Source organism: Agrobacterium sp. LEGMi-208b (genome assembly GCF_059511785.1).
The window spans coordinates 1876425-1896345 of sequence record NZ_CM183446.1 but is presented as its reverse complement, the minus strand read 5'-3'; the positions used below and the strand labels follow the sequence as shown (position 1 = coordinate 1896345).

21 protein-coding genes and 1 pseudogene are annotated in these 19921 nt (G+C 58.4%); 5 read left to right on the top strand and 17 right to left on the bottom strand.

Going from position 1 to position 19921, the window contains the following annotated elements:
* Positions 1-28: 28 nt before the first annotated feature.
* From AC5YUO_RS23275 to AC5YUO_RS23245, 7 genes are all read right to left on the bottom strand, one after another.
* Entirely contained in the window at positions 29-730 is a 702-nt protein-coding gene (locus AC5YUO_RS23275; RefSeq protein ID WP_496155414.1) for a hypothetical protein, read from the bottom strand.
* 74 nt (positions 731-804) lie between these two features.
* A complete protein-coding gene (locus AC5YUO_RS23270) occupies positions 805-1956 on the bottom strand; it encodes a DUF2827 domain-containing protein (protein ID WP_496155413.1) in 1152 nt (383 codons plus the stop codon).
* Positions 1953-3095 (bottom strand): DUF2827 domain-containing protein, encoded by a 1143-nt coding sequence (locus tag AC5YUO_RS23265; protein WP_496155412.1) that lies wholly within the window; start codon positions 3093-3095, stop codon positions 1953-1955. Before AC5YUO_RS23265 ends, AC5YUO_RS23270 begins: the two co-directional genes overlap by 4 nt.
* A 26-nt stretch (positions 3096-3121) precedes the next feature.
* Positions 3122-4249, bottom strand: coding sequence for a DUF2827 family protein (locus AC5YUO_RS23260; protein WP_496155411.1), 1128 nt, complete (start codon positions 4247-4249; stop codon positions 3122-3124).
* Between the two features lie 65 nt (positions 4250-4314).
* The gene (locus tag AC5YUO_RS23255; RefSeq protein WP_496155410.1) at positions 4315-4563 is read right to left on the bottom strand and encodes a hypothetical protein; all 249 of its coding nucleotides are present in this window, start codon (positions 4561-4563) and stop codon (positions 4315-4317) included.
* A 60-nt stretch (positions 4564-4623) separates the two neighbouring features.
* Positions 4624-5268 carry an invasion associated locus B family protein gene (locus AC5YUO_RS23250; protein WP_496155409.1) on the bottom strand — a complete coding sequence of 215 codons (645 nt, stop codon included), beginning with the start codon at positions 5266-5268 and terminating at the stop codon, positions 4624-4626.
* Positions 5269-5434: 166 nt separating this feature from the next.
* A complete protein-coding gene (locus tag AC5YUO_RS23245) occupies positions 5435-6085 on the bottom strand; it encodes a YadA-like family protein (RefSeq protein WP_496156551.1) in 651 nt (216 codons plus the stop codon).
* A gap of 37 nt (positions 6086-6122) precedes the next feature.
* On the opposite strand from AC5YUO_RS23245, the gene AC5YUO_RS23240 reads away from it, so the two are divergent.
* Entirely contained in the window at positions 6123-8192 is a 2070-nt protein-coding gene (locus AC5YUO_RS23240; RefSeq protein WP_496156567.1) for a hypothetical protein, read from the top strand.
* A gap of 2 nt (positions 8193-8194) precedes the next feature.
* Here AC5YUO_RS23240 and AC5YUO_RS23235 read toward each other — a convergent pair.
* Positions 8195-8305 (bottom strand): annotated as a pseudogene (locus AC5YUO_RS23235) (hypothetical protein); the annotation flags it as partial.
* Between the two features lie 388 nt (positions 8306-8693).
* Here AC5YUO_RS23235 and AC5YUO_RS23230 point away from each other — a divergent pair.
* Positions 8694-9167 (top strand): hypothetical protein, encoded by a 474-nt coding sequence (locus tag AC5YUO_RS23230; RefSeq protein WP_496156566.1) that lies wholly within the window; start codon positions 8694-8696, stop codon positions 9165-9167.
* A gap of 883 nt (positions 9168-10050) precedes the next feature.
* Here AC5YUO_RS23230 and AC5YUO_RS23225 read toward each other — a convergent pair.
* Together AC5YUO_RS23225 and AC5YUO_RS23220 are read right to left on the bottom strand one after the other, a co-directional pair.
* A complete protein-coding gene (locus tag AC5YUO_RS23225; RefSeq protein WP_496155408.1) occupies positions 10051-11157 on the bottom strand; it encodes an EAL domain-containing protein in 1107 nt (368 codons plus the stop codon).
* Between the two features lie 20 nt (positions 11158-11177).
* A complete protein-coding gene (locus AC5YUO_RS23220) occupies positions 11178-11438 on the bottom strand; it encodes a hypothetical protein (protein WP_496155407.1) in 261 nt (86 codons plus the stop codon).
* A gap of 162 nt (positions 11439-11600) precedes the next feature.
* On the opposite strand from AC5YUO_RS23220, the gene AC5YUO_RS23215 reads away from it, so the two are divergent.
* Positions 11601-12182: a recombinase family protein gene (locus tag AC5YUO_RS23215; protein WP_496155406.1), complete on the top strand. Its 582-nt coding sequence runs from the start codon at positions 11601-11603 to the stop codon at positions 12180-12182.
* Between the two features lie 38 nt (positions 12183-12220).
* Here the strand turns inward: AC5YUO_RS23215 and AC5YUO_RS23210 are convergent, their stop codons facing one another.
* Positions 12221-12949: an AraC family transcriptional regulator gene (locus AC5YUO_RS23210; RefSeq protein ID WP_496155404.1), complete on the bottom strand. Its 729-nt coding sequence runs from the start codon at positions 12947-12949 to the stop codon at positions 12221-12223.
* 321 nt (positions 12950-13270) lie between these two features.
* On the opposite strand from AC5YUO_RS23210, the gene AC5YUO_RS23205 reads away from it, so the two are divergent.
* Both AC5YUO_RS23205 and AC5YUO_RS23200 read left to right on the top strand, forming a co-directional pair.
* The gene (locus tag AC5YUO_RS23205; protein ID WP_496155403.1) at positions 13271-14290 is read left to right on the top strand and encodes a helix-turn-helix domain-containing protein; all 1020 of its coding nucleotides are present in this window, start codon (positions 13271-13273) and stop codon (positions 14288-14290) included.
* Between the two features lie 147 nt (positions 14291-14437).
* A complete protein-coding gene (locus AC5YUO_RS23200; protein WP_496155402.1) occupies positions 14438-15124 on the top strand; it encodes a recombinase family protein in 687 nt (228 codons plus the stop codon).
* 70 nt (positions 15125-15194) lie between these two features.
* Here AC5YUO_RS23200 and AC5YUO_RS23195 read toward each other — a convergent pair whose 3' ends face one another.
* Genes AC5YUO_RS23195 through napE form a run of 6 tightly spaced genes read right to left on the bottom strand, consistent with a single transcriptional unit; the run spans position 15195 to position 19806 of the window.
* Positions 15195-15890 carry a NapC/NirT family cytochrome c gene (locus tag AC5YUO_RS23195; RefSeq protein WP_269702659.1) on the bottom strand — a complete coding sequence of 232 codons (696 nt, stop codon included), beginning with the start codon at positions 15888-15890 and terminating at the stop codon, positions 15195-15197.
* 2 nt (positions 15891-15892) lie between these two features.
* Positions 15893-16384 (bottom strand): nitrate reductase cytochrome c-type subunit, encoded by a 492-nt coding sequence (locus AC5YUO_RS23190; RefSeq protein ID WP_496155401.1) that lies wholly within the window; start codon positions 16382-16384, stop codon positions 15893-15895.
* Positions 16354-18858 carry a periplasmic nitrate reductase subunit alpha gene (gene napA, locus AC5YUO_RS23185; protein WP_496155400.1) on the bottom strand — a complete coding sequence of 835 codons (2505 nt, stop codon included), beginning with the start codon at positions 18856-18858 and terminating at the stop codon, positions 16354-16356. The genes AC5YUO_RS23190 and napA overlap by 31 nt, the downstream gene beginning before the upstream one ends.
* On the bottom strand, positions 18833-19120 hold the full coding sequence (locus AC5YUO_RS23180) for a chaperone NapD (protein ID WP_065117759.1): 288 nt from the start codon (positions 19118-19120) through the stop codon (positions 18833-18835). Before AC5YUO_RS23180 ends, napA begins: the two co-directional genes overlap by 26 nt.
* Positions 19113-19613, bottom strand: a complete 501-nt coding sequence (locus tag AC5YUO_RS23175) for a ferredoxin-type protein NapF (RefSeq protein ID WP_496155399.1) — start codon at positions 19611-19613, stop codon at positions 19113-19115. Before AC5YUO_RS23175 ends, AC5YUO_RS23180 begins: the two co-directional genes overlap by 8 nt.
* A 7-nt stretch (positions 19614-19620) precedes the next feature.
* Positions 19621-19806, bottom strand: coding sequence for a periplasmic nitrate reductase, NapE protein (gene napE, locus AC5YUO_RS23170; protein WP_496155398.1), 186 nt, complete (start codon positions 19804-19806; stop codon positions 19621-19623).
* Positions 19807-19921: the final 115 nt, after the last annotated feature.

Here is a 19921-nt window from a genome sequence, read left to right as displayed (position 1 = left end):
ACCGACAGTGGCAAGGCGCCTTCAGCCCTCAGAGCGTCCCGAATGAAACCACCACGCAGCCGCTGACGGCGGGGATGAAGAGCGCCTGCCCTCCCCCCGGCAGCGCAGCGATGTCGAGGCCGGACAGCGGAGGCTGCGGCCGGCTTCCCTGGGGCAGAAAACCTTGCGCTGACGCGCAGCTTTGCGGATACGGAACGACACGGACCATATTGCCTTCACAGCCCTTTTCGGTCGGCACCGCCAGAATGACGCCCCCCGCCGGACCCGAATAATCACTGGGGTTGCTATAATTCATGCCGATAACGCCCTGTATGCCGCACTTGCCGGTTTGCGGGTTCTCCGCCTGCGTTTTTATGGTGAAAGTGGAGCCCGCGGTGAGATTTCTGCCGAGCTTAGCGTAGACAGAAGCGCAGCTGGCAGTGGCCTTTACTTTCCTCGCTTCCTCCAAAAAAAGGGAATCGAGGGCGATGTTGGCAAGGGGTCCGGAAATCGCTTTCGGCTGCGCGGCGGGCGGCGCTGTTTTCAGCGCCTTTTTTTGCGGGCTGTTATTCTGCGTCTGCGCCGCGTTCGGCTGAATCTGCGTTTGCGCGCCGCCGCCGCCCGGGACGACGAGCGCGCCGAGAGCTCCAAGCACTGTTATGGCGCACGCCACCTTCAGCCTGTGTCGCGGCGGCGCATTGCCGGACGTGGAGATGGGTGCAGTGTCGTTGTTTTTGTGGGAATGGGTCATGTCAATCCTTTCGCGTCATGCCTTCGCCGCGGAGCCGGAAGAACCAGCCGCCAGGCGTCGAAGTGCGGTTCAAATCAGGTGTCACTGGAAACAAGGTCGAAGAGGAGCGTGTCATACCGGCGGATGAGATCGGGATTTTCAGCGTGGAAACACCAGATCCGGCGTCGCTGCTCCTCGGCATAGTCTTCCCAGTTGTCATCGTGGCCGTGAAGGACCTGGAGCAGGCGTTCCGCGCCGGCGTCGATCTCGCTGCCCTCGTAATAATAACCGAGGCCGGGAACGAGGCTGGCATTGTGGATGAGCGGATAACCCTGCCAGCAGCATTCCAGATAGAAATAGTTGAGCGGCAACCCCCATTGGTGTGAAATGACGACATCCGCATGCTCTTTCAGGAAGCGAGGTGTCACCACACGGCCGATGAAGCTGGCTTTCCGGGCGCGAACAATATCGAGTTCCCGCATTAAAGCGGCAAACTCGGCGTTGTCGTGCACGAACCGGTCGGCATTGGCCACATGCATGAAGGCGATTTCATCGGGAGCCTGCCGAAACGCGTTTTCGGCGATGAAGATCGGATAGAGGCAGAATTTGAGGATGTCGATATTCGGCTCCACCACCGCCAGCCGCCGGGGGCCGGCGACAGGGCGATATTCGCCGTGGTCGGGCAGATCGGCGGACGCCTGTTCGATCGCCATCGGATGCCAGACAAACGGCACCTGCCGCGCCGGGCAACGGCGAAGCGTCTGTAAAAATCCCCGGTTCAGCCTGTATATCTGTGGAATGATCCAGAGGCTGTCATAACGGTCGTTGATATAAATGCCGTCGTAAAGCCGGCGCGAAAAAATCATCGCCTCGATGTTCTGAATATATTCCGGCCCGCAGCAATAGCTGACGAGACGCGTGCCCTGGCGCTTGATCGCCTCGGTGCGCTCCGGGCAAATCTGGCCGCCGAGTTCGATGAGAACGTCCAGCTCCTCGAAACCCTCGTCGAAAGCTCTGGTTTCGAAGTGGTTGCGATCCCAGGGCAGGCCGTCGGTGATGGGTACATCCGTGGTGTTGAGCAGGACGATGCGATGTCCATGTTCGGAGCCTTGAAAGAGCTTCGCCAGAAACAGCGCATTCTGCTTGATGCCGTTGGTCCACAGGCTTTCATCGTACGAGCGCAGGCCGATAGTGATGCCGATCTTCAAGGGCCGATGACCGGGAGTGGTTCTGTTCGATCCCGTCAAGGTTTACCCTCCTCGAATAACCCTGCGATCGCGGCGCTATAGGCATCGATATTGTGTTCTGCGAGCGGATCGAGTTTAGCGATCAGGCGACGTGCATCACTCCTGTAGGAATCGAGATTGCGGTCGTGTTGTAAAAGCGCCTGCAAGAGCGCCGCCGCCCCGTCTTCAGGGTCGAAATCCGAATAATAATAACCGCAGCCGTCCATCAGGCGAGAATTGTGAACAAGCGGAAACCCGCCGAACAGCGCCTCGTAATAAAGATAATTCTGGGCGTTTTCCCAATGATGTGAGACGATGACGTCGGCCATCGGCCCCATGATGTCAACAATCGGATAGCGCCCTTCGAAGGTCGCAAGCCCCTGGCGCACGAGATCGGTGGCCCGTGCAAAGGCGACGAAATTACCATTCTGCGCCAGTTCGAAGGCGCAGAAAACCCGTAGGTGTTCAATGGCGCGGCCATCGAGCCGATGCGCCATATCGCAGACGAGCAGCGGCATGTGGCAGGTCTTCACCGCACATATATTCGGCTCCATGACCGCCACGCGCCAGCGGTTGCGGCCGGGCACATATTCGAAATTTTGCCCTTCGCCGCGCTGCGCTGCCGCGTTGGTAAGCAGCAGCGGCGACCAGAGATGCTGCAGAACGCGCACCGGCGCACGCAGGCCCGCGCCATAATAACCGCCGCAAGTTCGCTCGAAGGCCGGAAGCGTCCATATCTGATGGTAGGGCACGCCGGACATCAACAAAGCTGAGGGCAGCATATGCGCCATTCGTTCGGCATCGATGATGAAATCATTGGCGACATGCATGCCGATGATGCGTCCGCCCCGCGCCTCAAAAGCGCGCGCCCATTCCGGGGAAAGCTGGGCGCTGAGCTCGATCATGACATCGAGGCTCGTCATGGCATCGGTCATGCTGAGAATTTCCGGATCCACCCCGGAAAACAGCTTGCCTGCCTGTTTCGGATCTCCCGGCCCTCCATTGACGATGAAACACTTCTGCACCAATGGCGAGCGCTGCAGCAGCATCAACAGAAAAAAGCAATTCTGAAAAATGCCGTTTTCCCAGATGGATTGATTTTCGTCGCGGATAAAGAGGGTGATCCCTACACGCAGCCCGGAGGGGCCTTTTTTTACCATGGTTTTTTTCCCTGCTCCCGGCACCATCATGCGCCCCTCCGGGCAGAGCACATCAGGCCGATCAGGCGTCTCGCAATAATGTCGAGATTGGTGCGCGCGTCCGGCGAATAGTCACCCAGCCGTTCACGGCTGCGGCGGATATAGGATTTAAGGTGGCGGTCATGATGGCGCGCCGCATCAGCAAGGGCGCGGACGCCCGCCGAGATATCCGAACCGGGGTAATAGTAGCCAAGTGTTTCAAAAAATGGGGAATTATGGATGAGCGGATAACCGCCATAAAGAGCGTCGAGATAAATATAATTTTGCTCGCAATCGATCTGGTGGCTGACCACAACATTGCTGCCCCGCGCCATCACATGGGCAAAATAGTCTCTTGCGTGAATGGTGATCTTGCCGGAAGCGTGAAGCGACAGGTTTTTCATGAAGAACACAAAGCTCGCCTGCGAGGCCATGTGATCGCCGTTCAGAAAATCGAGACTCGATATGGAGCGCGGGAACAGACGCTCCATCTCCTCGCATATCAGCGCCGGGATCAATCCCATCCGCGTTGGTGACAGATTGGGCTCAAAGATCGCGGCGCGGATAGGTCCACAATCGAGCGCGCTTGGCACATAACCGAAGGGCTTGGAACCCGCAGGTAAATTCCTGCTCGAATGTTCCAGAAAACATGGCGACCAGAGATAGGGCGTCTCATGCGCGGGGCAACGGTGGATCGCCTCCAGCATCTTCAAGAACAGCCGGTCCTTCGGTAGGAACCATATCTCGTCGTAAAGCTTCGCTTCACCGGCATAGCCGTCACATTTAAAGATCGAGCTGTCCACCAGTGTCTTGTAAGGCTGGTCCCGGACGAAATGAACGAGCTTGCCGCCCCTTGCCCTGAGCCGGGCGACCCATTGAGCATCAAAGCAGCCGCCCATCTCGATGGCGACATCCAGAAACTCGGCGGCGTCGTTCAGGTTCACCAGCGAAAGGCGTTCATTCGCCTCCACAACCCCGGCGGGATGGGCGTCATGAGTGCCGCAGTTGATCAGCACGACTTCAGCGACAAAAGGTATGTTGGTCAGCGCAGTTGCGAGATGATAAATATTCTGGATGAGCCCGCCATTCCAGACATTCTCCTCCCTGCCCGTTCTAATTGAGATTCCCACACGCATGTCAGGCCCTTGATCAATTGATGGCCGGTGGGGTCGCTGATGCCGCGCCCTCACCGGCGGATGGCTCAGTGTCCATAGATGACGCGATAGGAAGCGCCTGTGGCGGCGTTATTTATCTCGCCCGCCTTGGCATCGACGCGAATGCATTTATGCACGGCTCCGGAACCGTCAGCGCAATCAATGATGTCATAACGGGAATCGGTTGCAGACGCGCTGGCAATGCCAAACACGCCCAGCGCGGAAACGATCAGCATGTCGAGCGTCAGAATGGTCAGGATGAGGAGAAGTATGTTTTGTCGGATGATGCTCGACATGGTTTCGATCCTTTCGGTCTTTGCGTTTGAAATCTTCAAGGGCGCGGAAAACGCGTTCCTTCACCAGATCTCCGTGCTGGCCTTCAGGGCATCGGCAAAACCTTTGCCCCGGATCGTCAGTACGAAGGTATCGGTTTTCTGCATCGGCAGGAGCCAGAACTCCTCGAGCGGCCGGGCAACGTAGCCGCTCACAGTCACATCCGCGCCTTCGTTCAGAGCGGAGATCAGCTTTGAATCGGCGGCGAACAGAAACTTGCAGCTGGTATCGCAATCCATGACGTAAAGGCTTTTTTCGTATCGCACCTTTGGCGGCCTGCCTTTCTGCGGCAATGAATAGCCCGACTTTACGGTCAAGGGTCTGTCGAGCCTGACCGGGGCGGTAATCGCGATAAGAACAGCGGGATTACCCAGGTCGTCGGTGGCCAGCAGGAGTGAACCCCGACGCTTGCCGTCACTGTCCGTCACATCCGACAACAGGTTGCAGAAGCGCCGTCTCATCTTCACGATCTCCTGGCAGCGCAGATGCCAGGCGTCGAACGTCGTCTCCCGCTGTTCGACCGCGCCCTCCTTGAAAAGTGATTCATCTATGGCTGGTGTCGCGATCGGGCTTTGCGCAAAAGCATCGCCACCCATGACAGATAGGGCGAGGACGAAAGCCGACCCGATGATGGAATGGAAAAAGGCGGATGAATATGCCTGTTTCATCGTCCTGTTCCGTCTGATTGAAGCTATGGTCATGATTCTCGTCCTCCCTTGCGGCATCGCGGCGTGTGCTTGGGACATGTCCTTAAATAGGCCGAGAGATACGTTCGGCGTTCGCTTTGAGTAGAAGAGGGCGGCGAGACCCCTGGCGCTGTCTCGCCGCCGCGGATTACCAGCTGTAAGAAACCCCGGCGCCGACACCGATCTTGTCCACTCCCGGCGAATAACTAACGCTTGCATTGCCGCGCCAGGCCGCATCCGCCGAGGTGACGGCGTAGCCGCCGGCAAGCGCGGGCTGGCCGTCGTAATAGCCGAAACCGATGCCGAGGCTCTGGCCCCCGGGCTTGTCGCCGTAGCGGATCTGGCTGGAAGCGATCGCCCCGGCGATACCGGCGGAGGCTACTTTCCGGTTCTGGATGATCTCGGAGCGGATGGCGCTGAAGTTGGTCTCGAAGGACGATACCCGGCTATCCAGCGCCGCGACCGCGCCGCCGACGCTGTTATAGCTCGTGCCGCCGACGGTGTAGCTCGGCGCGGTGACCGATCCCGTCGTCGCATTGAAGCTGGAGCCGCCACCGAGCGCCGCCGCCAGACTGCCGCCCAGCTTGTTGACCTGGCCGCCATTGACCGCATCGGTCGATCCCGCCGCCAGACTGCCATTCCCGACATTATGCAGCACCACTGGGCCGGAGCCCGACCCAGGCATCAGATAAAGATCGTTGCCCGTCGTGGACGCGGATCCCGAACGGGCGGTACCGCTGCCGTAGCGGACCGCGCCTATCGTGCCGGTCTCTATCCCGGTCTCCAGCGAGGCGACCACAACGTTTGTCGTGCTCAGCCCCGTTGAAAGCGAATCGATGCCGGTCGACGTAGAGGTCGAAAGACTTGCGACGCTCGATGCGACATTCGAAAGCCCGGTCGAAGTGGATGTGGACAGGGAAGCCACCGACTGGTTCGTCTCGCTCAAGCCAGTCGATAATGAAGCGATCCCCGTCGAGGTCGAGGTTGAAAGACTGCCGACGCTGGAAGCAACTGTCGAAAGGCCGGTCGAGGTTGACGTCGACAGCGAGGCGACATTTTCGTTCGTTGTACTCAGGCCCGTAGAGAGCGAAGCCATTCCGGTCGAGGTAGAGGTCGAGAGCGACGACATTCCCGTCGAGAGGCTGCTGACCCCCGCGGTGGCGGTCGAAAGACCGGCCGACAGGGTTGTCGAGAGTGACGCCATGCCCGTCGAGGTCGAGGTCGAGAGGCTGTCGACGTTGGAAGCCACCGTCGAAAGACCGGTTGAAGTGGATGTCGAGAGGCTGGCGACGCTGGACGTCACCGTCGATAGGCCCGTTGACATAGAAGTCGAAAGGGAAGCTACGTTCGAATTCGTGGTGCTGAGCCCCGTCGAAAGCGAAGCGATGCCCGTGGAGGTTGACGCCGAGAGACTGCCGACACTCGAAGCAACCGTGGAAAGAGCGGTTGAGGTCGAGGTCGACAGCGACGCCATCCCCGTCGAGGTGGAGGTCGAAAGGCTGTCGACGCTGGATGTGAGGGTCGAAAGGCCGGTAGAGGTGGACGTCGAAAGTAAGGCGACAGTCTCGCTCGTTGTGCTCAGGCCGCTCGATAGCGACGCCATCCCGGTAGAGGTCGAGGTTGAGAGGCTGCCGACGCTCGAGGCAACGGTCGAAAGGCTGGCCGATGTCGCGGTCGACAGGGAAGCGACATTCCCATTCGTCGTGCTCAAACCCGTCGACAACGACGCCATACCCGTCGACGCCGAGGTAGAAAGGCTGCCGACACTGGAGGCAACGGTCGAAAGACCGCTCGATGTCGAGGCTGAAAGAGTGGCGACGTTTTCGTCCGTCGCGCTCAAAGCGGTGGAAAGCGACGCCATTCCGGTCGAGTTGGATGTGGAGAGCGACGTGAGCGTGTCATTCGTCGCGGTAATGGCCGTCGAGAGCGAAACTATCCCCGTCGACGTCGACGTCGAGAGGCTGCCGATACTCGATGTGACAGTCGAAAAACTGGACGATGTGGACGTCGAAAGATCAATGACGTTCTGGTTCGTAGTGCTGAGACCAGTCGAAAGCGACACAAACCCGGTCGAGGTCGAGGTCGAAAGCGAGGCCATCGTTTCATTGGTGATGCGCAGACCAGTCGATAAGGATTCCGCTCCGGTCGAGGCGGAAGTGGAAAGGGAAGATACAGCGTCGTTCGTTTCGCTCAGACCGGTCGACAGCGACGTCATGCCCGTCGAGGTCAATGTCGAAAGGCTGCCGACGCTGGACGTGACGGTTGACAGGCCCGTCGAGGTCGAGGTCGAGAGCGAGACAATACTCTCAGTGGTGGTGCTCAAACCGGTGGAGAGCGAGGCGATCCCGGTTGAGGTTGAGGTCGACAGATCCAAGACATCGGATGTGACCGTCGAAAAACTGGTCGAGGTTGAGGCGACAAGCGATGCGACGGCGTCGTTCGTGGTGCTCAAACCCGTCGAGAGCGAGTGGATGCCCGTCGACGTCGAAGTCGAGAGACCGCTCAAGCTTGACGCCACCGTCGAAAGACCGGTCGACGCCGATGTCGAAAGCGTCGAAAAGCCCGTCGAAGTTGAGGTCGAGAGGCTGCCGATGTTTGAAGCGGCGGTCGAAAGGCCGGTGGAAGCGGATGCCGAAAGCGCAGCGACGTTGCTATTCGTTGTGCTCAGCCCCGCCGAAGTCAACGTCGAGAGACTCGCAACGCCTGAAGTGACAGTCGACAGACCGGCCGAGGTTGCTGTCGAAAGTGTTGAGAGACCGCTTGAGGTCGTGGTCGAAAGGGAGGCGATGCCAGACGTCAGCGTCGACAGGCCGGCGACGGTCGATGTTGAAAGCGATGCTATGCCGAGCGACGTCGCGGTCGAAAGGTCTGAAACGGTACTGAGCGTGGTCGAGGTGACGCTATAAAGCTGTCGCCCGTTGACAGCGTCCGTTGAGGTTGCAGTCACCTGGCCGGACGCGACATTCTGGATCTGGCGCTCTGCTCCAACGCCGCCGACCGAAACCACACCCACCGGCATATTGTCGCCGAAACCGCCAAACAATGTGCCTCCGGTGATGGTGCCGTCCGCACCGACGACGCCGCCGATGGTGACCGAACTTGCGGCGGTGGCGTCTCGCGTGACCGATAACGCACCCAAAGCCACCGAATTAGAAACTGTGGCGCTAGCTCCTGCGCCGATCGCCACACCCTCGTTGGCCAAGTCGCCGACGCTCGCCAAATCCCCAAGGGCGATTGCGCCCGCCGTGCGTGCGGCGGTGGCGTTACCGATCGCAACTGAACCCTGACCGGCCGCTGCCGTCAGGTTGCCGAGCGACACCGCACCCTGACCGGCAGCGGTGGCCGCGTTACCGATCGCTACGGTGCCGCTCGACGCGGCGCCGGATGTAGCTCCTGTCGAGGTTGCAATGGCATTGAAACCGACAGCTACCGAACCAGTGCCGACAGCCACGCTTGGATCGCCAACGGCAACCGCTCCGGCACCTTGGGCGACATTGCCCGCACCGATTGAAACCGCCGCGCCAGAAATCGTTCCGGGCGCCGTTGCCTCGACACCAGCCGCTGTCGCCCCGGCGCCGATTGCGACATCGGACGTCGTTGCGGTGTTGGCTGCCGCACCGATGGCGATTGTGTCGGCGCCCGTGGCAACCCCGCCCATCATGGCGAGACCGTTGGTCGCGCCCTCAGCGACCTTCGATGCGGTACCGATTCCGACGCCGTCGGTCGCCCCTGCGGCGACCGTCGATCCCGCGCCGATGCCGACACCGTTATTGGCGTTGACCGCCGCACCCATCATTCCGAGCACATTGCTCAGCGTGTTGATACGCGAGATTTTGCCGCCGAAACTATTATTGTTACCGATGGAGACAACGCCGCCATAAAGATTGGTATTGGCGAGATTGGACCCATCAAACGTGGGGTCACCGATGATGACGGTCGTTAAGCCGTCAAGTTCAGGCGTGGACGCCCAGCGCGGGTTAAGATAGGCCGTGAAAAGGTTACGCGCCGCCCCCGTATCGAAGTATTGCGAAAATATGACGGCGTCGGGCTGGTTGGTATCTGAAACACCATTTGGATAGCTTACTTTTCGGTCAGCGTTTGTCAGAAAAATATAGGAGCCGTCATTGCTATAGCATGCACAGACTCCGCGTTGAATATATCCCGCAATTGTATCGGCAATTGTCGGCACCGATTGAGCGTAGAGGGCGGAGGGAACGAGTGGGAGACCAAACGCCGATACAACCACGATATATTTCCATGTCGTGCGCAAATGGCGCGAGGAAATGGAAAGGAAATCAACCACCGGCAACGGGGGTAGTACGAAAAGCTCATCGATCAGCCTGCGGAAACCATCCAGACCATTGACCGCCTCCTCTCCCGCCGGGCCGGGAAAGCCTGCACTACGATGCCTTTTTATTCCGAGGACGAGATAAATCCGTCGCCATAAGGCCATCAGCCGGCGTCGCTGCGCCCTGCTCGCTGTCCTTATCGCTCGACCGAAGGTCGCGGCTGAATATTGCAGATTTATCTTCATAATTCACCTGTTTCCAGATCAAAATCTGGCCTAGCGTTATTGGGCATCGGCCAATACGCGGCCATTACATCTACTGGTTACAGACGCTGAGAAAGGACGCGATGCGCCGGAGGCGCGGGCGCATCGCGTTGGCTCCGGATACCGCCGCGCCGGGGTAGACAGCGGCGGTATCCGGGCCTCGGTCGAAAGCGACTGCCAGCGCCTTCGACCGGGAGGGGGACGAAAAAGGGTTATAGAGGAGGCGCGGGAGGGTCTGCGCCCCGAAGGACATTGGCGGAAGGCAAAGGTTTGGCAAGATGATAACCCTGCATCCAGAGAACCCCGGACTGCGCGGCGATCAACCGCTCGGCCTCATCCTCGATCCCCTCGACGACCACCAGGCCAGCGAGGGCGCCGGCGAGCGAGACCATGCGCTGGAATAGCTGCAGCGACGCGGCCTTGCCGCCCGCACGGGGCAGGAACGTGGCATCGATCTTGATGATATCCGGCGGGCAGCGTCTGGCGAGATCAATGGAGTGATATCCCGCTCCGAAATCATCGAGCGCGATGCGGCAGCCGAGCCCACGCATCCGCTCAACGAAGCGGATGTAATCCGCCTGGTCGGTGACCGGAGCGGTTTCGGTGATCTCGATCACCAGACGGGAGGCAAGGGCTGGATCTTTGGTGAGCCGCGCGATGATACCCGTCCACCACTCGTCATCAACAGCACTCTGGGCCGAGATGTTGCAGCCAAGCGATATGGTTTCGCCACTGTCGAGAAGATCGAGCGCCGAAGACACGACATGTGCGTCAAAGTGCCGGGTGAGGCCGGACCGTTCCAGAGCCGGAATGAATTGGGCAGGCGAAATGGGACGGCCGGAGATATCCGCAACACGGGACAGGCACTCCCAATAAAGGATGTCGCTGCCCGCCTCAGAAGACGAAAAACGGCAGATCGGCTGGATGACGAACCATGTTCGGCCGGCGCGAATGCCCTCATAAAGATTTGCCGCCAGTTCCATATCATCCGAGATGAGGTGACTGAAAGCGGCCCCGCGCGGCGGCGCCCATCCGCTGGCACCCCAAGGAGATCTGAGCGCCATGACAGCGCGATCATTACCAACGCGGACCGGCCTGTCGACCTCCCACATGATCCTCACGAGCTCATCCGGCGATGTTGGAAAATAGACACCGTCACCACGGATCGTCACGACACCAGGCGCCAGGCGCGCAGCCCGCTCGACCCGTGCGGCAAGCTTTACAAGGACGCACGCCACGCCGCTTTGACCGAACATATCCGCGATGTCGGGAAGGTTTGCAACCACCAGCCCGAGAGCCGCGGAAGGCAAATCCATCATAAATGGCGCTGAGCGGACGGTCATTTGACCGCACCACGAATGGTCCATCCAAAGCAAAATCCGACGACAGACATCAGCACGACGAGTAGAATTTCGGGGAATTCGCCAGCCGCGAAAAAGCCCGCGATAAATCCGCAAACCCCTGAAAGCGCTAAAGGAAAGGGAGGAATACCCCCTTCAGCAACGACGCCTGGCTCTGGCAAAACGCCATCCTGCAGCCCGGCCCGGCGAGCATGCTCGCCATCGTGCAAAAAACGGTCCTTTTTAGTAAATGGAATCACAAGTTGGTTTCTTTGTGATTCACCCGAGAAAATCAGGGTTTTCGGTTGGTTTCAAGAGGGGTTTTTAATGCGGGGCGAAAAGGACCCTTTTTGTCAAACGTGACGATCGGGCCAGAGCAATAAAAAAGCGATTGATCGCCAACCATAAAAGGGAATTTTGTTTTGCGCGTAGGTTATGCCCGGGTTTCAACGGATGAACAGAAGCTCGACCTCCAGATTCAGGCCCTGGAAAGAGCCGACTGTGCGAGAATTTTTCTGGATCAGGGAATATCCGGCAGCGATTTCGGCCGGCCCGGACTGGATGAACTTCTCGACAGCCTGGTCGAGGGCGACACATTGGTCGTCTGGCGCCTCGACCGTTTGGGGCGGTCGATCGGTAGCCTCATAGATTTGATGGAAAAACTTTCAAAGGATAATATTCACCTGCATTCGCTGACCGAAAACATTGACACGGGTTCTTCTGGCGGCCGGCTGGTTTTCCACATGATGGCGGCGCTGGCGGAGTTCGAAAGAAGCCTTATCAGCGAGCGCACCAGAGCCGGTATCGCCGCTGCGCGGCAAAACGGTAAGTCGATAGGCCGGCCACCATGCCTCCATGGAGAGAAGCTGAACTCCGCATTGAAAGCCGTTCACGACGGCGAAGCGCTAAAAACCGTGGCAGAGCGTTACAATATTTCATCGCGATCCCTGCGGCGCACGATCGAAAAGCGAAGACCGCAGCGCCCGGATATTCACAAGGACTGAGGCGCGTTCACGTGGATATCAAAGTGCCCCTCGGCGGATCAGCATTCGGCGCGCCCTACCTTCGGCTGATTAATCTCCTGCCCACGTGCTTCACGCCGGTATTCTCGTCGTGTTTCCGACGGATATCGTCCGAACATCGTCTTGTATCTGGCAGAAAACTCGCCCGACCGGGAAAATCGCCAGCGTTTGGCGATCTCCGCAACGGTGACGTCCGGATCAGCAGATTTCAAATCCTCATGTGCATGTTTCAGACGTATTCCGCTTATGTAGGCAATCGGCCCCATTCCGAACTGCCTTTTGAAACCCGTTTGCAGGCAACGGATGCTGACGCCGGCAACACGCGACAATTCCTCCAGATAGATGTCCCGGTCGATATTGGCGTGAATCCACTCTACTGCCCTTCGCACCTGCCGAGGGGCAGGGGTGTGATTGGGCCGAACACCTGCTTGCCACAGCCAGTAGCCAATAAACATCGACAGCATCACCTGCCCCAGAAGAGAAGCTGCGCCAGACTTCTGATCAAGAGGAGACGCCTCGCCTCCCCGTATCTCCAAAGCCGAAAGAAACTGCCAGATATTTGCCTGGAATGCCGCTCCCGAGCGCATGGTGAACATATTTTTGGAACCGTCCATGTCGATGCGTTTACGACCGGCAGACAGCGGGCGGTACTCGACGTGCCAACCATTGCTGGAAAAGCCCAAACCTGAATGTTCCGGATAACCACACCCCTTCCCGAGTAAAATCATGCCCCCGCTTTTTCCACTCATTCCATATCCAACCTTCAACATTCACAAGGCCAAACATACACGGAAAGCAACCGAGAGGATATACCCGCGAAATTCGAAATATAATCTTATAAATACTTTAAATAATAAAAAATACTTAACATTTGTGAGCTTGTATTTTAAACACTACTTGGAAGGTGGCGCGAATGGGATTTCACGCCGTGTTTTCGGGACGAAATGCATAGTTTTCCGGGATCACAGCAACCGGAAATGAATGATCGACAATGGGATATAGAGAGGAAATATTTCTACCCAAGTAATAAAATATACTTACCCCCAAATCGCACGACGACGGAAAAGATCTTGAACAAAAAACAGGTACCTACTTATCACGTCTCTAACCAAGACCTGGCCGTCACGCATCGTTTTGAAGCTTGGCGCGAGGAAATATATCCTTTCGTGCGGCTGGAACCGCATGAAGACGGCTCGTCCAATGGCGTGTACTCCATGACCAGTTGGGCCGCTGACGACATGGTTCTTGCCGAGGAAAAGCTTCCCGGTGCACGTTTCTTCTATTCGATGCGCGAGATCATGCATTGCGACGCAGAAAATTATTACCTGTTTCTTTTGACGAGCGGCAGGAATAGCACCGTATTGGGTGACAAGCAGCTAATAGACGCTCGGCCGGGTTCTCTCTGCCTACATTCTGTTCTGCAACCCTGTGAGGGTGTCGTGTCGGAAGCAAGTGCCATTTCGGTTTTTTTGCCGAGGCGACTTCTAGGAGAGTGCACGGAAAGATTGCCACATTTGACGAGTGGCGTTCTGGACACTCCGGTTGCTGACCTTCTGAGAGACTATTTGTTGCTTGTCCGCCAGAGTTTCCCTCTTATGAACGTAGAGTCTGCCAACGGTGTCGCCAAATCGATAAGCCAACTGGTACTTGCCGCCTCCCTCGGAACACCGGACAGTCTGCACGAAGCTTCGGAGGCCTTGGAGCTGGCAAAAAAAGCCCGCATTAAAAGATTTATCGAGAGCCGGCTTTCCGACCGGAATCTGTCGGCTCAACTCATCATCGACACGTTCGGAATATCCCGCTCATGCCTCTATCGAGCGTTTCAGAACGAGGGCGGGATCAAGGCCTACATCATGTCGCTGCGGTTAAACGCCTGTCTGAAGATCGTCAAAAAATCCGAACAACCTCCCAGCATCAAACAGCTTTCGCATCATCTGGGCTTTCTGGATGGCGCGGATCTCGGTCGAGCCTTCCGACGTCACTACGGCATTTCCTTACAGGAGTTTCGACGGGCACTGGCGGAGAATCGGCCCATTCGGCGACCCGGCGCATGGAGTGACTGGCACGCAGCGCTCAGACATCTAGGATGAATTGCGCACGACGCAACGAAATGCGCAATTATTGTCATGCAGCGGCAAAGTCGTTATAACAGAAAACCTTCATGACGATGTAGCTGCCTCTCTTTCGCCACCGCCGGCTTGATTCGGCGACATGCAAAAGAGAGGGAGAAGATTGGCGTGAACCGGAAAATGTTGAGCCGCAGCGATAGACCACTCGTCATCGGCTATGCGCGCGTGTCGACAGAAGAGCAAAACCTGGACTTGCAGCTACGCGCGCTCAAGAATGCCGGCTGCGACCATATCTTCGCCGACCACGGACGATCCGGCAAAGTGTTTGACCGGCCGGCCCTGAAAGAAGCTCTTCAATCCGCCAATCAAGGCGATGTGATCGTCGTCTGGCGTCTAGACCGACTTGGCCGGTCGCTACTGAAACTTGTGGAACTGGTCGAATCTCTGGGAAAACGAGGGGTCGAGTTCCGGTCGATGAATGAGAATATCGACACCTGCTCGCCCGGTGGCCGGCTTATTTTCCACATCATGGCCGCGTTGGCGGAATTTGAACGAAACCTGATAAGCGAACGGACCCGCGCCGGGTTGGAGGCAGCAAAAGAGAGGGGTAGCAGGCTGGGCAGGAAACCCCGGCTGTCATGCACTGAGATTTCGCGTGCAAGGAAGATGATCGTTGAGGGATCCGCGCTTAGGGAAGTCGCACGTCTTCTAAGCGTCGATCCGCGAACACTGAGGCGCTCCGTGGCGGCGCCCGTCGAAAAAAAATGTCCACCCGGTTGCGATGGGGCTCGGCATTGCATTCAATCGACCCATCTCCGTTCCGACATAAAACAGACTGCGACGGGCAAGCCATAATCATTGACCCTGAAGATCGCCGCCGCCGGGCTCAGCCCCGCCGGCGGACTAGACGCCACACCGGAAGATTTTAGAACACGTTCCGATGCACATCGCTCATCGCCCGCCGCAGATCATCGACCGCAGACGCCGTCTGTCCCGGTTCATCGTTGAGCGCCGGCGGCATTTTCCAGCCGGGATCGATGCCTTCCATATTCGGCAATTCATGGGCGATGCCCTTGTGGCAATCGATGCAGGTGGCCTTGCCCGTCAGCAGATATTTGGAATGGATGTCGGCAGCACGCTGCGTCTGCTTGGTAAAGTCCATGGCGGCGGAGGAATGGCAATTGCGGCATTCCAGGCTGTCATTGGCTTTGAGGCGCGACCATTCGTGTTGTGCAAGCTCAAGGCGATGATCGAGAAATTTCTTGCGCGTATCGATGGTGCCGAAGATCTTGCCCCAGACCTCCTTGGAAGCCTGCATCTTGCGGGCAATCTTGTCCGTCCATTCATGCGGTACATGGCAATCCGGGCAGGAGGCGCGCACGCCGGAACGGTTGGAGAAATGCACCGTCCGCGTCAGCTCTTCATAAACATTTGCCCGCATCTCGTGGCAGGAAATGCAGAAGGCCTCCTTGTTGGTCATTTCGAGCGCGGTGTTGAAGGCGCCCCAGAACATCACCCCGCCAACGAAGCCGCCGAGGGTTAGAAAAGCAAGGCTGAGCGTGGCGGCCGGCGTCGTCAGAACCACCCACAGCCAGGCGAGGAGCTTTTTCACACGGGCGATCATCATTCGCTACCCGCCGGTTTGACACCCATTTCGCTCATGTCCTGAAAGGTGTTGGGCACGAGCGGCCGCGTATCGGCCTGCGGCACATGGCAGGCGGTGCAGAAATAGCGACGTGGCGAAACATCCGCCAGCATCTGGCCTTCGCGCGTCATATAATGCGTGACGCTGATCATCGGCGCGCCGGAGTCCTGCGTGAATTCGCGCTTGTGACAGGACAGACAGCGGTTGGTATTGACCGATAGCTGGTAACCGTCGATCGAGTGCGGAATGACCGGCGGCTGTTCGGGATAGGCGCGCATGCGCCTGATATCGTCGATCACCCATTTCGGCAGGGGTTTGGCGGGTTCGGTTTTCATGGCATCGCTGCGCGGGCCGGACAGTTCCGGTACCATCTGCGCAACGGCCCCCGTCGCAAGAGCCACGACCAGAAGCGTGGCGACGATCCATCCGTGTTTCCTGATCATGCGACTGGCTCTATCTTGACTGCGCATTTCTTGAAATCCGTCTGCTTGGAGATGGGATCGGTTGCGTCGAGCGTCACCTTGTTGATCAGCTGGCTGGCGTCGAACCAGGGAACGAAGATGACGCCGGGCGGCATGCGGTTGCGGCCGCGCGTTTCCACGCGGGAGCGGATTTCGCCACGGCGCGAAACGATGCGGATTTCCGCACCCTGATTGAGCCCGCGCTTGCGCGCATCGGCGGCATTCATGAAACAGCGCGCCCCGGGAAAAGCCTTGTAAAGTTCCGGCACGCGCATGGTCATGGAGCCGGAATGCCAATGCTCCAGCACGCGGCCCGTCACCAGCCAGGTGTCGAATTCCTCATCGGGGGATTCCGCCGGCGGCTCGTAAGGCACGGCGATGATGACCGCCTTGCCATCCTTGTTGCCGTAGAATTTCACGCCTTCACCCGGTTTGACGTAGGGGTCGTAACCCTCGCGGTAACGCCACAGCGTTTCCTTGCCGTCCACCACAGGCCAGCGCATGCCGCGCACCTCGTGATAGGCATCGTAAGGCGCCAGATCATGGCCGTGACCACGGCCGAAAGCGGCATATTCCTCGAAGAGGCCCTTCTGCAGATAGAAACCAAAGTGTTTGGATTCCTGGTTCTGGTAATCCGCATTGATCTCGCTCAGCGGGAACTTGCCGACATCGCTGTCCTTGTAGAGCACCTCGTAAAGCGTCTTGCCGCGATAGGCGGGGTTGGCGTCGAGTATTTCCGCCGGCCATACCTCGTCGGTGGTGAAACGCTTGGAGAATTCCACCAGCTGCCAGAGGTCGGAACGCGCCTCGCCCGAGGCTTCGACCAGTTGGTGCCAGACATGGGTGCGCCGCTCGGCATTGCCATAGGCCCCTTCCTTCTCCACCCACATGGCGGCGGGCAGGATGAGGTCGGCGCTCATGGCAGTGATGGTCGGATAGGCATCCGAAACCACGATGAAGTTTTCCGGGTTGCGATAGCCCTGATAGGTCTCGTTCTTGGTGTTGGGACCGGCCTGGACGTTGTTGTTGACCTGCACCCAGTAGAAATTCAGCTTGCCGTCATGCAGCATGCGGTCCTGCTGCACGGCGTGGTAACCCGGCTTTTCCGGGATGATGCCATGCGGAATGTGCCAGATTTCCTCGGCATGTTTGCGGTGTTCCGGGTTGGTCACCGTCATGTCGGCCGGCAGGCGGTGGGCGAAGGTTCCCACTTCGCGCGCCGTGCCGCAGGCCGATGGTTGGCCGGTGAGCGAGAACGGGCTGTTACCGGGCTCGGAAATCTTTCCGGTCAAAAGATGAATGTTGTAGACCATCTGGTTGGCCCAGACGCCGCGGACATGCTGGTTGAAACCCATGGTCCAGAGCGACATGACCTTGCGTTTCGGGTCGGCATAAAGCTCGGCCAGTTCCTCCAGGAAGCCGGCTTCCACCCCGGTCATGGCGGCGGTCTTTTCCAGCGTGTATTCGGAGACGAATTCCTTGAAGGTCTCGAAATCGATGGCTTCCGTCTTGGTCGGATCGGCGGAATTGGCGGCATTCACCTCCACCGGATTGTCGGGCCGCAGGCCATAACCGATATCGGTGACACCGCGCACGAATTTCGTGTGGTTCTTCACGAAGTCTTCGTTGACGCGCCCGGTCTTGATGATGTGGTTGGCAATGTAATTGAGGATGACGAGATCCGTGCCCGGTTTGAAGACCATGGGGATATCGGCAAGATCCATGCTGCGATGCGTGAAGGTCGAAAGCACCGCCACCCTCACATGGTCGAAACCCAGACGCCGGTCGGCGATGCGCGTCCACAGGATGGGGTGCATCTCCGCCATGTTGGAGCCCCAGAGCACGAAGGCATCGGCATGTTCGAAATCGTCGTAGCAGCCCATCGGCTCGTCCATGCCGAAGGTCCGCATGAAGGCGTAAGCGGCCGACGCCATGCAGTGGCGGGCATTGGGATCAAGATTGTTGGAGCGGAAGCCGGCGCGCATCAGCTTGGTGGCGGCATAACCCTCGAAGATCGTCCATTGGCCGGAACCGAACATGCCGACGGCCGTCGGTCCCTTTTCCTTCAGCACGCGCTTGCACTGCTCAGCCATCACATCGAAGGCCTCGTCCCAGCTGACCGGCTCGAACTCGCCGTCCTTGGCGTAAACACCGTTTTTCTTGCGCAGCAGCGGGGTCTCAAGGCGGTCCTTGCCATACATGATCTTGGACAGGAAATAGCCCTTGATGCAGTTGAGGCCACGATTGACCTCCGCCTGCATGTCGCCATGGGTGGCGACAACCTTGCCTTCCTTGACGCCAACCATGACGCCGCAGCCCGTGCCGCAGAACCGACAGGGCGCCTTGGACCATTTGATCTGCAATGCGGAAACACCGCCCGGCACCGGCTGGGCTGCGGCCGGCAGCGCAATGCCCGCCGTTGCCGCCGCAATGCCGGCGGCATGGGCCTTCAATAGATCACGCCGCGTCAGTTCGCTGCTCATCGCCGCTCGTCTCCTCTGTATCGACGTGTTCGAAAACCATGTTGGCGGCAATCACACCGTCGAGTGTCGAAATATAAGTGAGCGTATCGCCCAGCATGCCGGTGCTCGTGCCATCGATGACGATGACGATCTTGCCGTTGCCCTCGCCATGAACCTCGACATTGTCGAGCGTTGAAAGTGCGGCGAAAACGGCGTCCCGCATCTGCGGCATCACCGCCACGACAGCGCTTGAGACATGATACCGGCCTGTATTTTCAGGCATATTGCATCTCCGTGGCTCTATCCTTGATCTCGATCACACTGGCGGGACAAACGGACACGCAGGCGCCGCAGCCCGTGCAGGCGTCCTGCGAAAGTTCAGGCACGAAGGGGCCGCCGCGGCGCGGACGAAACCGGATCGCCTCGGTCGGGCAGGCATCGCGGCACGCCTGACAATCGATATTGCCGAAAGCGAGACAGCCCTCACCAATGGCCATGACATGACCGAAGCGCTGCGCCGCAGGGGTGGCGAAAACCGGCTCGGGACAGACTTGCGCGCATTTGCCGCAAAAGGTGCATTCCCCGGCGGAGAAATCCACCGAAGGCAAACCGTCTGCCATGGCGATGATGCCGGTGGGACAGGTTTCGACGCATTTTGCGCAACCGCTGCAGGCGGCGAGGTCGCTCAACACGACCCCGGGGGGACAGATACGCGGTTTTTGTTTTTGTCCGCCGCGCAGGAAATCGCGCCGGCTGAGAGAGGCTTCCATCATCATTCCGCCCTCAATGACCGGGAGGCCCCGGCGGGCCGTAAATGATCTGGAACATCCAGACGATGAAGCCATAAGCCCCGACAAATCCAACCGCCAGTATGGGCCAGATTCCGAAGGCCAGAACGGCAAAGGTCACAAGTTCCCTCGTCCGGCCCGGCTTGTCATCGGCATTATGGGGCGCGACTATTTTAGGCATATTCGCGTTTCCTATTCGGTTCGAGTCATCATCGGTTAAAAGACAGAAATATTCAACCACTTGATTTTATTGATTATTTATCAGAAATAACATTCATCAATACCGCCCACCTAAG

What these genes read in the sequence shown, in the direction of transcription:
- AC5YUO_RS23225 (WP_496155408.1), bottom strand. Translation starts at nt 11,157, where the DNA reads ATGATGGATTTGCCTTCCGCGGCTCTCGGGCTGGTGGTTGCAAACCTT.
- AC5YUO_RS23255 (WP_496155410.1), bottom strand. Translation starts at nt 4,563, where the DNA reads ATGTCGAGCATCATCCGACAAAACATACTTCTCCTCATCCTGACCATT.
- napE (WP_496155398.1), bottom strand. Translation starts at nt 19,806, where the DNA reads ATGCCTAAAATAGTCGCGCCCCATAATGCCGATGACAAGCCGGGCCGG.
- AC5YUO_RS23260 (WP_496155411.1), bottom strand. Translation starts at nt 4,249, where the DNA reads ATGCGTGTGGGAATCTCAATTAGAACGGGCAGGGAGGAGAATGTCTGG.
- AC5YUO_RS23275 (WP_496155414.1), bottom strand. Translation starts at nt 730, where the DNA reads ATGACCCATTCCCACAAAAACAACGACACTGCACCCATCTCCACGTCC.
- AC5YUO_RS23240 (WP_496156567.1), top strand. Translation starts at nt 6,123, where the DNA reads ATGCCGGTCGACGTAGAGGTCGAAAGACTTGCGACGCTCGATGCGACA.
- AC5YUO_RS23265 (WP_496155412.1), bottom strand. Translation starts at nt 3,095, where the DNA reads ATGGTAAAAAAAGGCCCCTCCGGGCTGCGTGTAGGGATCACCCTCTTT.
- AC5YUO_RS23210 (WP_496155404.1), bottom strand. Translation starts at nt 12,949, where the DNA reads ATGAGTGGAAAAAGCGGGGGCATGATTTTACTCGGGAAGGGGTGTGGT.
- AC5YUO_RS23250 (WP_496155409.1), bottom strand. Translation starts at nt 5,268, where the DNA reads ATGAAACAGGCATATTCATCCGCCTTTTTCCATTCCATCATCGGGTCG.
- AC5YUO_RS23190 (WP_496155401.1), bottom strand. Translation starts at nt 16,384, where the DNA reads ATGCGCAGTCAAGATAGAGCCAGTCGCATGATCAGGAAACACGGATGG.
- napA (WP_496155400.1), bottom strand. Translation starts at nt 18,858, where the DNA reads ATGAGCAGCGAACTGACGCGGCGTGATCTATTGAAGGCCCATGCCGCC.
- AC5YUO_RS23175 (WP_496155399.1), bottom strand. Translation starts at nt 19,613, where the DNA reads ATGATGATGGAAGCCTCTCTCAGCCGGCGCGATTTCCTGCGCGGCGGA.
- AC5YUO_RS23180 (WP_065117759.1), bottom strand. Translation starts at nt 19,120, where the DNA reads ATGCCTGAAAATACAGGCCGGTATCATGTCTCAAGCGCTGTCGTGGCG.
- AC5YUO_RS23230 (WP_496156566.1), top strand. Translation starts at nt 8,694, where the DNA reads ATGGCATTGAAACCGACAGCTACCGAACCAGTGCCGACAGCCACGCTT.